This window comes from Pseudofrankia coriaricola, from assembly GCF_001854805.1.
GTDB lineage: Bacteria > Actinomycetota > Actinomycetes > Frankiales > Frankiaceae > Pseudofrankia.
This window is the reverse complement of record NZ_MBLO01000223.1, coordinates 83,798-97,255: the sequence shown is the minus strand read 5'-3', so window position 1 is coordinate 97,255 and position 13,458 is coordinate 83,798. Positions and strand designations below refer to the sequence as shown.

9 protein-coding genes are annotated in these 13,458 nt (G+C 71.0%); 4 read left to right on the top strand and 5 right to left on the bottom strand.

The genetic code is table 11. The annotated features are described in order from the left end of the window. Positions 1-199 precede the first annotated feature (199 nt). Genes BCD48_RS27530 through BCD48_RS27520 form a run of 3 tightly spaced genes read left to right on the top strand, consistent with a single transcriptional unit; the run spans position 200 to position 2,008 of the window. Positions 200-733: a molybdenum cofactor biosynthesis protein MoaE gene (locus BCD48_RS27530; RefSeq protein WP_071051287.1), complete on the top strand. Its 534-nt coding sequence runs from the start codon at positions 200-202 to the stop codon at positions 731-733. After that, positions 730-1,743 (top strand): GTP 3',8-cyclase MoaA, encoded by a 1,014-nt coding sequence (gene moaA / locus BCD48_RS27525; RefSeq protein ID WP_083419282.1) that lies wholly within the window; start codon positions 730-732, stop codon positions 1,741-1,743. The genes BCD48_RS27530 and moaA overlap by 4 nt, the downstream gene beginning before the upstream one ends. A gap of 19 nt (positions 1,744-1,762) precedes the next feature. After that, on the top strand, positions 1,763-2,008 hold the full coding sequence (locus BCD48_RS27520; RefSeq protein WP_071051286.1) for a MoaD/ThiS family protein: 246 nt from the start codon (positions 1,763-1,765) through the stop codon (positions 2,006-2,008). A gap of 145 nt (positions 2,009-2,153) precedes the next feature. Here BCD48_RS27520 and BCD48_RS27515 read toward each other — a convergent pair whose 3' ends face one another. The 3 genes from BCD48_RS27515 to BCD48_RS27505 all read right to left on the bottom strand — a co-directional run bounded on the left by BCD48_RS27515 (position 2,154) and on the right by BCD48_RS27505 (position 6,911). Then, the gene (locus BCD48_RS27515) at positions 2,154-2,753 is read right to left on the bottom strand and encodes an ATP-binding protein (protein WP_241842025.1); all 600 of its coding nucleotides are present in this window, start codon (positions 2,751-2,753) and stop codon (positions 2,154-2,156) included. A gap of 470 nt (positions 2,754-3,223) precedes the next feature. Next, positions 3,224-5,527, bottom strand: a complete 2,304-nt coding sequence (locus tag BCD48_RS27510; protein ID WP_071051284.1) for a molybdopterin guanine dinucleotide-containing S/N-oxide reductase — start codon at positions 5,525-5,527, stop codon at positions 3,224-3,226. A 670-nt stretch (positions 5,528-6,197) separates the two neighbouring features. Then, entirely contained in the window at positions 6,198-6,911 is a 714-nt protein-coding gene (locus BCD48_RS27505; protein WP_071051376.1) for a TetR/AcrR family transcriptional regulator, read from the bottom strand. A gap of 118 nt (positions 6,912-7,029) precedes the next feature. Between BCD48_RS27505 and BCD48_RS27500 the strand changes: the two genes are divergently transcribed. Continuing rightward, positions 7,030-7,929, top strand: a complete 900-nt coding sequence (locus BCD48_RS27500; protein ID WP_071051283.1) for an NmrA/HSCARG family protein — start codon at positions 7,030-7,032, stop codon at positions 7,927-7,929. 490 nt (positions 7,930-8,419) lie between these two features. Here the strand turns inward: BCD48_RS27500 and hrpB are convergent, their stop codons facing one another. Further along, positions 8,420-11,128: an ATP-dependent helicase HrpB gene (gene hrpB, locus BCD48_RS27495; protein WP_071051282.1), complete on the bottom strand. Its 2,709-nt coding sequence runs from the start codon at positions 11,126-11,128 to the stop codon at positions 8,420-8,422. 183 nt (positions 11,129-11,311) lie between these two features. Beyond that, positions 11,312-13,405, bottom strand: a complete 2,094-nt coding sequence (locus BCD48_RS27490; protein WP_071051281.1) for a molybdopterin-containing oxidoreductase family protein — start codon at positions 13,403-13,405, stop codon at positions 11,312-11,314. Between the last annotated feature and the right edge of the window lie 53 nt (positions 13,406-13,458).

The window sequence follows — 13,458 nt, the reverse complement described above, 5'->3', positions numbered from 1 at the left end:
GGTTGGACGAGATTTTAGCCGCCAAGGTGCGCCGATGGTTTTCCTCGTGTAAAACGTCGGTAAATGGAGGCTTGGGCATGCCCCTTCGTCACCATCTGTAAAAAGTTCGTCGCGCGGAGCGAGATGCTGGTGCTTAATCACCCCAAGACTAAGTTCGATGCCGGCCCGCCGAGCCGGGGAAGCGGATAGTGATTCCGTCATGAATGGTCAGATCTGCGGTCCGGAAGAACTGGTCGAGGATTTCCGGGTTGGCCTGACCCATGGCCGCGTCCCGGTCTCCGAGATGATCGAGTGGGCCACCGTTCCAACGTGCGGCGCCGTCGTGATGTTCACGGGTACGGTCCGGGACCACAACGGCGACCGCGTCGGCATTGTCGACATCGACTACGAGGCATTCGACCGCCTTGTCGAGCCGCGCCTTCGTCAGATTGCCATCAGCGCGCGTGAGCGGTGGCCCAGTTTGGGACGCTTGGCACTGTTGCACCGGGTCGGGCAGGTGCCGCTGGGGGAGGCGAGCGTGCTGGTCGTGGTTTCCGCGCCCCACCGCGGCGAAGCGTTCAGCGCAGGTCGGTTCTGCATCGACGTCATCAAGGAATGCGTGCCGGTATGGAAGCGCGAACGTGGAGCCGATGGCACGAGCGCCTGGGTTCCGACCGGGCAACTGATCGAGGACGTCACCACCGCGGCACGCCGTTGGCGCCCCGCGGACGAACCGGAAGCGGTGACCCGATGATCCCGCCGACCATCGACCGTCGCGACCGTCCTCTGCGTGACCTCCGCATCTCCGTCACCGACCGGTGCAACCTCCGGTGCCGGTACTGCATGCCACGGGAACACTTCGGCCCCGGGCACCGCTACCTCGAGTCGGCCGACCTGCTGACTTTCGACGAGATCGCCCGCCTGGGAAGGTTGTTCGTCTCACTGGGAGTGCGCAAGCTGCGGCTCACCGGCGGTGAACCGCTGCTGCGCCGCGGCGTCGAAGACCTCGTCCGGTTGCTCGCCGCGATTCCCGGGATCGACCTCACGATGACGACCAACGGTGTGCTCTTGCCGAGCAAGGCGGCGCCCCTTGCCGCCGCCGGGCTGCGGCGGGTGACGGTGAGCCTCGACACACTCGACGACGACGTGTTCGGTGCGCTCGCCGACACCAAGATGCCGGTGCGGCGGGTGCTAGCCGGGATCGACGCCGCGTCGTGTGCTGGCCTGTCGCCGATCAAGGTGAACATGGTCATCAAACGAGGGATCAACGACCTGTCTGTACTACCGATGGTCGACCTGTTTCGGGGAACTGGCCACATCCCGCGGTTCATCGAGTACATGGATGTCGGCGCGACGAACGAGTGGAAGCTGGACGAGGTCGTACCAGCCGCCGAGATCGTGAGCTTGATCGACAGTCGCTACCCGCTCGAACCGCTCCCGCCCGACCACCACGGGGAGGTGGCCACCCGGTACCGCTTCCGGGACGGCGCGGGCGAGATCGGCGTCATCGCGTCGGTCACTCGACCGTTCTGCGGGGGATGCACCCGCGCCCGGCTGTCAGCCGACGGGAGGGTCCACACATGCCTGTTCTCGTCCGGAGGCACCGACCTACGGGCGTTGCTGCGCACCGGAGCGGGAGACGAAGACCTGCTGTCGGCCATCCGAGAGCTGTGGAGTACCCGGGAGGATCGCTACTCGGAATTGCGGGGGCGCCGCATCCCGTCCGGCAGCGAGCGTGTGGAGATGTCCTACATCGGCGGCTGACGAAACGAAGGAGGGCGACATGCCCACCGTCCTGCTGTTCGCGTCCGCGCGGGAGGCCGCGGGCCAAGCCGCGCACGTGATTCCCGGCAGCACGCTCGGGGAGGTGCTGGATGAGGCTCGCCTGCGCTTCGGTGCCGATTTCGCGCGGGTGCTGGCCACCTCGCGGGTCTGGATCAACGGAGAGATACTCCACGGCGACGTTCGCCGCACTCCCTGCCGCGCGGACGACGAAATCGCCGTGCTACCACCGATCAGCGGCGGATGATTAGCTCAACTCTGGTCGTCCACGGCACGGGTCGTCTCATCTGGTCGGGACGGTCCGGGCGCGCGGGAGCAGGACCTGCCGGGCCGCCGGCCAGCGGATCTGGCGCGCTTTCGGCGTCGACGGCCAGCGACAAGTCCAAGGATCTTCAAGCGTTGAGGCGGATGTGGCGTAGCTGGACGGCGAGTTGGCGTCCATGTTGCACCAGTCGCCCTGATGTGTCGGGACCGGGCGTGAACCCGGCGTGGCTTGCGATGTCGTCCGCTACGGCGGAGATCGACAGGGTGTCGGTGGGGAGATGGCGGGCGAACTCGGGGGCTTGCAGGACGTCGAGGGCGTGGTCGAGGTGGCGGGCGCTGTAGCTGCGGGATGTCTCACACCGTCGGTGGACGCGGCGGATCATCGTCGTGCGGTCGGCGAGGAGCGTGACGTGATCGACGTGGTGTCCGGCGGCGCGGGCCGAGGCCGTCAGGCCGGAGAGCAGGCCGGGATCGAGGATGGTCATCGGTGCGATCACCGGGTCCTCGGGCCCTTGGAGAGCAAGGTGGAGCATCTCGCTGACCGCATCGCGCCACAGGGGGATGTCGCGAAAGTCCATGCGGCGGGGCTTCGGGAGCATCCGGCGCATGGCGAAGCCGAGGTGCTCGGGGTCGCTGATGAAGCTTCCGGGCAGTCTGCGGTGCAGGTTGTGGGCGACCTGGGTCTTCCCGACGGCGTTCGGACCGTTGATCCAGATGAGGGTCGACACCAGCCGAAGAATAGTCAGGCTCGGGCAGACCACCGTCGTCCACTACACGCCACGACGGACGCCCGCGGTTGACGGAACGGCTCGGGGGCTCGGCCAGCCTGTGTGGCCTTCATGCAGTGGCGGTCTCCACGCACCGCGGTACGAGCAGGCCGCCTATGCCCAGGACGCTATCGAGCAGGCGCCGCACACGCTCGATCTCGTCGGCGATGCATGTCCTGCCGGCTCACGGTCCTGCCGGCTCACGTGAACGGCGGTGCCCGGCCGAGGCCACGACAATGGTGGACGGCATCTGGACGCGGCCGTCCCCTTCATCTCTGTCCAGATCGTGTGAGGAAGCGTCCCGGAGCGCCTTGCGGAGTTCGGGATTCCGGTCGCACTGAGGAAATTTTCAACGGATATCCCGTTGGCCTCCGATAACGAAGCGCCGCCGGCGGCAGTGGGCCACTCTGGCTTCGCTCGAAGCTCGCGCTTCAGGCGGTCACAGGCGGCCGGGTGACCGCAACCTCCGGCGGCACACCCCGGTACGCCTCAACCTCCACGAGCGCCAACTGCCCCGTGCACCCCTGGCTGAGGTGAGACGAGGGAAGGTCGGCGGTGAGCACGTTCGGATTGCCGTGCCGGCAGAAGCCCGGATCGGCCGGGTCGGGGTCGTACCAGGCCCCGGTGGACAACTGCGCGACCCCGGGACGCACCGCATCATCCACCGCCAGCCCAGCCAGGCAGGCACCTCGGTCATTGAAGATCCGCACGAGGTCCCCGCCGCGAAGCCCGCGGGCGTCCGCGTCGGAAGGGTGCATCCGCACCGGCTCACGCCCGGCGATCTTGACCGACTGGCTGTGCGCGCCCACATCCAGCTGGCTGTGTAGCCGCGCCTTCGGCTGGTTGGCGACCAGCTGCAGGCCGAAGCGCCCAGCGGCGACCGAGCCGAGCCACTCCTCCGGCTCAAGCCAGACCGGGTGGCCCGGGCAGTCCGGGTACCCGTAACCGTCGATGGTCGAGGAGAAGATCTCGATCTTCCCGGTGGGCGTGCTGAGCGGATGCTTCTCCGGGTCAAGACGGAACTCGGTGAACGCCACCTGTGGCTCGCTGGCCACCGGCAGTTCGATGCCGTCGCCCGCCCAGAACGAGTCAAAATCCGGAACCGAAACCCGCCCCCGCTCCGCGAGCGAACCCCGTGAAGCGAGCGAATCCCGCCACTCGTCATACAGGTACCGCAGCCACTCCATCGCGGTGCGGCCCTCGGTGAAGTCCTTCCCCACACCCAGCCTCTCCGCCAGGTCAGAGAAGATCGCGTAGTCGTCCCGGGCCTCGCGATGCGGCCGGGTCAAGGCTGGCATCGGGAAGAACATCCGGTCATTCTGCCCCGAGCCGAAGTCATCCCGCTCGATGCTCATCGTTGCCGGCAGCACGATGTCGGCGTGGCGGGCGGTCGCCGTCCAGAACGGGTCGTGCACCACGACCGTCTCCGGGCGGGTGAACGCCTCGCGCAGCCGGGCGAGGTCCTGGTGGTGATGGAACGGGTTGCCGCCGGCCCAGTACACGAGCCGGATGTCGGGGTAGGTCAGCCGCTGCCCGTTGTAGTCATAGGAAACACCGGGATTCAACAGCATGTCGGCGATCCGCGCTACAGGGATGAACGCGGACACCGCGTTCCGCCCCTGCCGCAGCGCCGGTACCGGAAGCTGCGGCGCAGGCTCGCCGACCAGGGCCGCGGACCCGTACCCGTGGCCGAAGCCGCCGCCCGGCAGCCCGATCTGGCCCAGCATCGCGGCGAGCACGACGCCGAGCCACAGCGGCTGCTCCCCGTGCCGGGCCCGCTGCAGCGACCAGCTGACGCTCACCATGGTCCGGGCCGCGGCCATCTCGTGGGCGAGTTCCCGGATGCGCGCCGCCGGCACCCCAGTGATCGCCGAAGCCCACGCGGGATCCTTGACGACCCCGTCCGCCTCGCCGCGCAGGTACCGGGCGAACCGCGCGAACCCGACGGTGTACCGGTCGAGGAAGCCGGTGTCGGCCAGCCCGTCGGCGTCGAGGACCTGGGCGAGCGCGAGCATCAGCGCGGCGTCCGTGCCGGGCCGCGGCGCGATCCATTCGGCCTCCGCCTCGGGAGGCGTGTCGTCGCGCAGCGGGCTCACGGAGACGAACCGGCAGCCGCGGGCCCGGGCGGCGCTCATCCAGCCGCGGGCATGGTGCCGGGACACCCCGCCCGGAGACACCGCCGCGTTCTTCGGTGACACCCCGCCGAAGGCCACCACCAGCTCACTGTGCTCCGCGATCACGGACTTCGCCGTGGCGTAGGTCTGCAGCGTGTTCATGTCGGCGATCACGTAGGGCAGCAGCACGGTGGAGGTGCCGAGACTGTAGCTGTTGACGTGCCGCACATAGCCGCCGAGGCAGTTGAGGAATCGGTGCACCTGGCTCTGCGCATGGTGGAACCGGCCGGCGCTGGCCCAGCCGTAGGAGCCGCCGTACACGGCTTCGGCCCCGTGGTCCCGGTAGACCCGCCGCAACTCCCCGGACAGGAGGTCAAGCGCGGTGCCCCACGACACGGGCACGAACGGCTCGTCACCGCGCCCCGGCGCGCCGGGTCCATGGTCCAGCCAGCCCTTGCGCACGTGCGGCCGGGCGATGCGGGCGGGGTGATGCTGTGCGGACGCGACATTGCCGATCAGTGGCGTCGGCTCCGGGTCCCCGCGCCACGGACGTACGTCGGTCAGCCGCTCACCATCGCTGACGGCCTCGAATGTCCCCCAGTGCGTCAGGTGCACGGTCATACCATCGAGCGTCTCCCGGCATGGCAATCAAGTTCAAGAGATTTTCCGCGGGACGCCGCGGCGCCCTGCCGCTGACCCGGTTGGATGCCACGGCGGTGGACCAGGGTCGGCACGGCCGGCGCCGCTCGTCACTCCGGTGGGTGAGGACGCGGGGGGAGACGTGAGCTCGAACCACCTGCGCCCAGCAGCCTAGCAACGGCGGGATGCCGCCTGGCGCCGCAGACAGTGGTACAAGCAGCGACTCGGCCGAAGCCGCAAGATCGACAGCCCGGATGTCCACTCGCTGTCACCATTTGCGTCGGCTACCCGCGAACCTTCGTTCCATCCGAACCGCCCTTCGCACCCGTAACCTGCGCCTGCGGTTCGGTCATGGTCTCCGGGCGGGCGTACCGGTCTGGCGGAGCACTTCGTCTCGACGGCGTCGGAGGCCAGCACCGTTCCGATGACCCGAGGTCCGCACCTGCTGCCTCGGCGACCTCGCGCACCACCGCGGCGTCCTTGCGGGTCCTCCACCCACGAGTGTCGCCAGAACGCTCGCAGAGTGCTGGCCCGGCCCTCGTCGTCAAGGCCCGCTCTGGGGTGACGTCGGTGCCTCGACAGTCTTGCTGACCGGTCTGTTGCTGTTCTTCCTCGGCCGCGTGGCGATCGGCTTGGCCGACGACCGCGGTCGTCAGGCCTCGGGGATGCCGGAGACGGTGCGATCGGCGTCGATCAGGCCGCCGATCAAGGCGACCGTGGTGGCGGCGAGGTCGCGCAGCGCGGTCTCGGGGATCGCCTGCTCGCTCTCGAACGCGCGCTGGATGGTTCGTGCGAGCAGATCCGCCCGCTGTTCCTGGCCGCCCGCGGTGGCGGCGCCTTCGGCTCGCAGGAAGCCCTCGAAGGTCGCCTGGTAGGCGTAGCCGATCTCATCGACACGCATGTCGTCGCGGAGCAGTCCGTGCTCGGCAAGTAGTCCGAGGTAGTCGCGCGCCATGACGCTGTGCCGGTCGTCACGGGCGGTATCGGCGGAGTTGGTCAGTTTGCCGAGCAGGTGGGGGTCGTCCAGGAGGAACCCGCGCAGGAGCGGGCGGTTCACGACGGCCAGGAAGTAGGCGCTCGCGAAGTTGTGCAGCAGGCATGCCTGTGGCTCCTTCCGCAGTGCCTGCCGAAGCTCGTCCATCGCGTAGAGCACCTCGCGCGCGAAGACCGCGCCGAACATCTGCTCGCGCGTCTTCCAATGCAGATAGACGGTGCCCTTGCCGATACCCACCCCGGCGGCCACATCGTCGATGGTCACCCGCCGGTAGCCGTGCCGCAGCAGCAGGTCCGCCGCCACATCGAGGATCCGCGCCGCCCGTTCGGCTCGCTGCCGAGGGTCCCGGAGTCGTTCGGCGCTGCTGCTCACGTAGCCATCGTATGACCAAATATCAGACTCGGCCATCCCTCTACCATAGGTTGACTAACTTTCGAAATTCGTCATACAGTCATGTCGTGCAAGCCGGACACTGCGACAGGAGCGAGTCATGAACACCACCATCGACACACACGACAAGGCCGTCCTCGTCATCGGCGCCACCGGGAACCAGGGCGGGTCCACCGCCCGCCACCTGCTCGCCGACGGCTGGCGGGTCCGCGCCCTTGTCCGAGACGACACCGCACCCGCGGCCGCCAGGCTCGCCGCCGCTGGCGCCGAGCTTGTCCGCGGCGACCTGGACGACCGCGCCTCCCTCGACGCGGCGGCACGCGGCGCGTACGGCATCTACAGCGTCCAGTCCGCCAACGACAACGAGATCGCCCAAGGCAAGAACGTCGCGGACGCGGCCAAGGCCGCGAATGTGCAGCACCTCGTGTACTCGTCGGTCGGCGGCGTCGAGAGCCAGAACCGCTTCTACCTGGAACACGGCTGGGGATCCATTGACAAGTGGCAGATCGAGCGGCACATCCACGACCTGGGTGTTCCCGCGACGATCCTGCGCCCCGCCGGGTTCATGGAGGATTTCACCAGCCCGGCACGGTTCTTCCAGAACGGTTCGCTCAACGTGCCCTGGCACGACGACCTAGTCATGCAGCTGGTCGCCATAGATGACATCGGGGCGTTCGCCGCACTGGCCTTCGCGCAACCGGACGCCTACCTGGGCAAGGCCATGGAGATCACCGGCGACAGGCTGACCGCCCCGCAGATCGCCGACGCGCTGAGCACGGCGGCCGGTCGCCAGGTTCCACACACCCAGATTCCACTCAAGGCACTCTGGGACCATGCCCCCGAGACCGCGAAGGTCTTCGCCTGGGCGAACGAGACCTACTACGACACCGACCTCATACCCCTGCGGAAGGCCAAGGCCGGCCTCATGGACTTCAGTACCTGGCTGGACCGATCGGGCAAGGCGCGCCTCCTGGCACAACTGGACGGGCTGCCGGCATAACCGCACTGAACCGCGCGGCGCGCTTAGCGGTAGGGCTGTTGGCCGGTCGGCAGGACGACGATCTCGCTGATGTCGGCGGTGTCGGGTTGCTGGAGCGCGAACAGGATCATGCAGGCGACGTCGTCGGGGCTGAGCTCGGGATCCGCGGTTCGGTCGGGCGCGGTCTCGCCGGCGTCGACGAGCCCGGGCGATCGTTGACCGCGTGTGCCGAAGCGCGCATCCGCGCACCCTCGGCGACGAACCGCCCTGTGACACGGCCGCGGTGTGTATTTGGCGGGCGGCCTCGCTGGCGGTCGGGTGACCGACGCGTTCAGGCAGCCATGATCGGTTCGAAGCGGACGGCCAGGCCGGGACGGTTGGCTTCTTTGGTCATGCGGCGCGGGGTGCGTTCGGGGATCGTGTTTGGTGAAGTGCTCTGCTCCCAGCTGTGGCCCAGCATCAACAACCGCCAGCCCATGACACCGGCCCGTGGGGGGCGCCGTCCGACATGTCAGCGGCCGCGGGTGCGGGTGCGGGGGGCGACGCGGCGGGTCGGCGGGGCTGTGGTCGGGTCGTCCGGCCAGGGGTGGCGGGGGTAACGGCCGCGCAGTTCCGAGCGGACCTGCGGGTAGCCCGTCCGCCAGAACGACGCGAGGTCGCTGGTCACCGCAACCGGGCGACCCGCCGGTGACAGCAGGTGCAGCACCAGCGGGGCGCGGCTGTCGGCGACGACGGGTACCCGCTCCCAGCCGAACACCTCGGCGATCTTCACGGCCAGGACGGGGCCGGCCGCGCCGCTGGTGCCGCTGTAGTCGAGGCGCACCCGGGAGCCGCTCGGCACCGTCACCCGCTCGGGCGCCAGCTCGTCCAGCCGGGCGGCCTGTGGCCAGGGCAGCAGCCGGCGCAGCGCGCGGCCGGCGTCGACGCGCTCGAGGTCGGCGCGGCGCCGCACACCGTCGAGGTCCGGCCCGAGCCAGTCGGGGGCGCGGGCCAGCAGGGCGGCGTCGGTGACGTCGGGCCAGGGGGCGCCGAGCACCCGGTGGCAGAACGCGAGTCTGTCCCGCAGGGCGAGCGCGTCGGCGTTCCAGTGCAGCACGGGGAGTCCGGCGTCGCGCAGCCCGTCGAGCACGGCGGCCCGCAGCTTGGACGGGTCGGGCCTGGTCACCGGGCGTTCGGCGAGGATGATCGCGCCGAGGCGCTCGAGCCGGCGGGCGACGATGTCGCCACCGGACCAGGCGACCTCGTCCTCGGTGTGCAGCAGTGCCGCGCCCGCCTCCCGCGCGGTGGCCGCGTCGAGGGCGACGGCCAGGCGCACACGGGCGGACGTCCGGCCGGACCCGCGGTCGGCGACCGCGATGGCGAGCCATTCCGCCCCGGTCAACGCCGAGCCCGCGGTGAGCTCGGCACCTGTCCCGCCGGCCATCAGGTAGTTCGAGCTGCCGGGGTCGCGGGCCCGCGCGAGCCGCTCGGGGAAGGCGAGGCCGACCACCAGCCCCGCCGCAAGATCGTCGGTCATCCCACCCGTTCCCCGCGCCGCGGGCCCGGCGGGCCCGGCAGGCCCGGCTGGCCCGGTGGGTTCACCGGGCCGGGCGGGTGCGGCTTCCGCGGCCGAGCGCAGCCGGCGGGCCTCCTCCCGCCAGCGGGCGGACGAGGCCCGGTCGGTGTCGCCCCGCAGGCGGCGCCACGCGGCGACGAGGTCGTCGGAGGGGCCGCCCGCGGGGCCGTCCCCGGAGAGCATCGCCACGACATCCGCCGCGCGGCGGGCGCCGACGGCCCGGGTGCCGTCGAGTAGCGCCCGCGCGAGCCGCGGATGGGCCCCGACCTGGGCGATCGAACGTCCTCGTGGGGTGACCCGGCCGGTCTCGTCGACGGCGCCGAGGGCCCGCAGCGAGACCCCGGCGGCCTCCATCGCGCCGGCGGGAGGGTCGCTGAGCAGCGGCAGGCCCACGCCGCCGGGATGGCCCCAGACCGCCAGCTCCAGTGCGAAGGCGGTGAGGTCGGCGACGGCGATCTCCGGTTCCGGCTGGGCGGGCAGCCGGTCGTGCTCGGTAGCGGACCAGCAGCGGTACACCCGGCCCGGCGCCTCCCGGCCGGCCCGGCCCGCGCGCTGCCCGGCGGACGACCGCGACACCCGTACGGTGACCAGCGAGCCCAGCCCGCGGGCGTGGTCCATCCGCGGGGAGCGGGCCAGGCCGGCGTCGACGACGACCCGCACACCGGGCACCGTGAGGCTGCTCTCCGCGACCGCGGTCGCCAACACCACCCGGCGACGCGGGCCGGCGCGCAGCACCGCGTCCTGCGCCCCGCCGGTCTGGCGGCCGTGCAGGGTGAGCACGTCGACCGCGTTCCGGTGCCCGGCGAGCCGACCGGCGACGGCGGCGATCTCACCGGCCCCGGGCAGGAAGACGAGCACATCCCCGGACGTCTCCCGCAGCGCGCGCCCGACGGTCGCGGCGACGTGGTCGAGCAGCCTCGGGTCGACCCGCAGGCCGTGCGCCGGGGTGATCACCCCGGGCGGGGGCGCCCAGACCACCTCGACGTCGAACATCGAGGCGTCCGTCCCGATGACCGGCGCGGGCTGGCCGGGCGCGCCCAGCATCGCGGCCAGCCGCCGGGTGTCGGCTGTCGCGGAGGCGGCGAGCAGGAGCAGGTCGGGGCGCAGCGCGGCGCGGACGTCGAGCATGAACGCGAGCGCCAGGTCGGCGTCGAGGTGGCGCTCGTGGCACTCGTCGAGGATGACCGCGTTGGTACCGGGCAGCTCGGGGTCGCGTTGCAGCCGCCGGACGAGCACTCCCGTCGTGACCACCTCGACCCTGGTGGACGGCCCGACCATGCGCTCGCCGCGGATCGTGTAGCCGACTGCGCCGCCCACCTCGCCGCCGCCCACACCGCCGCCGCCCACACCGCCGCGACCCGCCGCATCCGCACGAGCCCCGGCACCGCCCGCCACGCCACCGCCGGCGAGGCTGGCCATCCGCCGTGCCGCGGCGCGGACGGCGATCCGCCGCGGCTCGACGACCAGCACCCGGCCGGGGACGTGGTCGGCGAGCGCGAGCGGGACGAGCGTTGTCTTGCCCGTGCCGGGCGGGGCCACCAGCACCGCTGCCCCGCCGGCGCGGCCCGAACCGTGCTGGTCGCGGGCGGTCAGCGCGGCGACGAGCGCTGGCAGGGCGGCCCGGACGGGCAGGTCCGCCCCGGCGACCGTGAGATCGGGCAACATGCGCCCAGTCTCCTCGGATCAACGCGACTGAGGGCGGCGCGGCATTCGGCCCAATGCTCCTCTGCTGACGGTGCGGCGACGACCGGCGCTGCCGGCCGGGTGCCGCGACCCGACAGCGCCGGCGCCGGCCGGGTCGTCGGCGACAGGCCCTGGACGGTCGTCGGGCCGCGCCGGCAGGGTCCGTCACGTCGCCCTGGCCAGTGGGCGGACATCGACCGGGATCCCGGTCACATGGGACATGCCGCCGACCGGGTCGAAGGTCCCCGGTCCGTGGGGGGCCAGGGCGTTCACGTTCACTCCGGGTCGGTCCCGCGCCCGCGTCATCCCAGACGTCGAGGCGTTCCCGAATCCGTGCGTCATGGCGACGACGCCGACCCGCAGCCGAGGATCGAAACGGATGCCGGCCTCGATGGCGCCGTAGTCGTTGCTGATCCGCACGCGGTCGCCTGGTGCCACCCCAAGCCGGTCGCCGTCCCGTGGGTTCATCCACAGCGGATTCGGCTCACCATCGTCCGCCACCGCCGACGGCAGGTTCTGCAACCAGGAGTTGATCGTGTTCTTCGTCCGGCGGGTGATGAGCTTGAACCCGTCCGCCGGTTCCCCGTCCAGCTCACGGAACAGGGCATGGCCACGCTCCAGCGCCGGGCGCAGGGCATCGGGGACCAGGTTCAGGACGCCTTCCACGCCGAGTCGTTCGAGTGACCCGCCTGGCCCCGGCTCCGCCAGCGGCAGGATGCCGCCGGCCTGGCGCAAGGCGGCGATGCTCACGCCGCTCGGGGCGAGCGCGCCATCGAGCAACGCCATCGGGTCGGCGGTGTCGAGAGGGAGCGGCGGCCGGCGGCCCATCGCCTCGAGCAGACCGCCGAAGATCTGCCATTCCTGGCGCTGCTCGGCGTCGGGCTCGACCACTCGCGGCGTCCACTGCACGAACGGCACGCCCTGCACGCCCTGCACGAAGGTATTGAGGTCCTCCCGTTCGAACTGGTCCGTCGCTGGGAGCACGTAGTGCGCCAGCTCGCCGGTCGCGTTCCGGTACAGGTCGATGCTGACGAGGAGATCCAGTGACCTCATAGCGTCCGCGAGCTGCTCGCCGCCGCCCATGGACAGCACCGGGTTGCCCGCCAGGACGACGAGCGCGCGCAACGGCTCGGCGGAGTCCTCGACAAGGTCGGACAGGAGCGCGCCCGGCAACATCCCGACGGTCCGGCGGAACGGTCCCCAGGTGGACTGCTCGAACGACGCCGCGGTGCGGTCCGCCGACGCCCTGGGCTTCGCCAGTCCGCCGGTGGCGAAGTAGTTGCCGCCCGGCTGGTCGAGGTTGCCCGTCGCGAGGAGCAGCATCTGGACGAGCCAGTACGCGAGCGCCCCCTGACGGCCCATGTTCAGGCCGGTCGAGGCGTGGATCGAGGCCCGCTCGGCGGCGGCGAAGTCCCGCGCCAGCGCGGCGATGGTGCCCGCCGGCAGTCCGACGACGTCGGCCACCGCCTCAGGTGAGTAGGGGGTCACGAACGCCGCGACCTCGTCCAGCCCGTCGATCCGGCCCTCGAACACGCCGGGACGGAACCCGACGGTCCGATGAATCTCGTGGAGCATCGCGGCGAGCAGGTAGGGGTCGGAGTCCGGACGCAGCTGCAGCGTCTCCCCGACGTCCGGCTCGATCTGCAGCGGGTCGACGAACACGACCCGGCCACCTCGCTGCCGGACACGACGCAGGGCCTGGAGCGGATTGGCGACGCTCAGGAACGACGACTTGCTCACCCGCACGTTCGACCCGATCCACAACAGGAAGTCGGTGCGCTCGAGATCCGGGATGGGATGGGCCTTCATCGTGCCGTAGAGCAGCTCGGCCACGGTGTACTTGTTCGCGCAGTCCTGCGTCGTCGCCGAGAACAGCCGGTCGGAGCCGAGAGCGGCGGTGAAGGAGACCCCCATCGCGCCGCCGAGGGCGTTGAAGGCGTTCGGGTTCCCGAGGTAGAGGCCGACGGACCGGGGACCGTGCCTGGCGATTACGGCCTCGAGGCGCTCGGCGATGTCGGCGAACGCCTCGTCCCAGGTGACGGAGACGAACGTGTCGCCGACCCGTCGCTGCGGCCGCCGGACCCGGTCCGGATCGTCATGCACCTCCACCGCGCGCAGGCCCTTGCCACAGGCGAACCCCTTGGTGACGGGGTGGTCCCGGTCGGCCCGAAGCCGGGTGAGCCGCCCGTGTTCCACCGTGGCCGTGAGGCCGCAGCCGGCCTCGCAGAGGCGGCAGAAGGTGCGGATGGAGTCGGCCATGGACCTTGCCCTCCCATCGTCGAGTCTGGCGGAACCGTAATACGGACGACGCA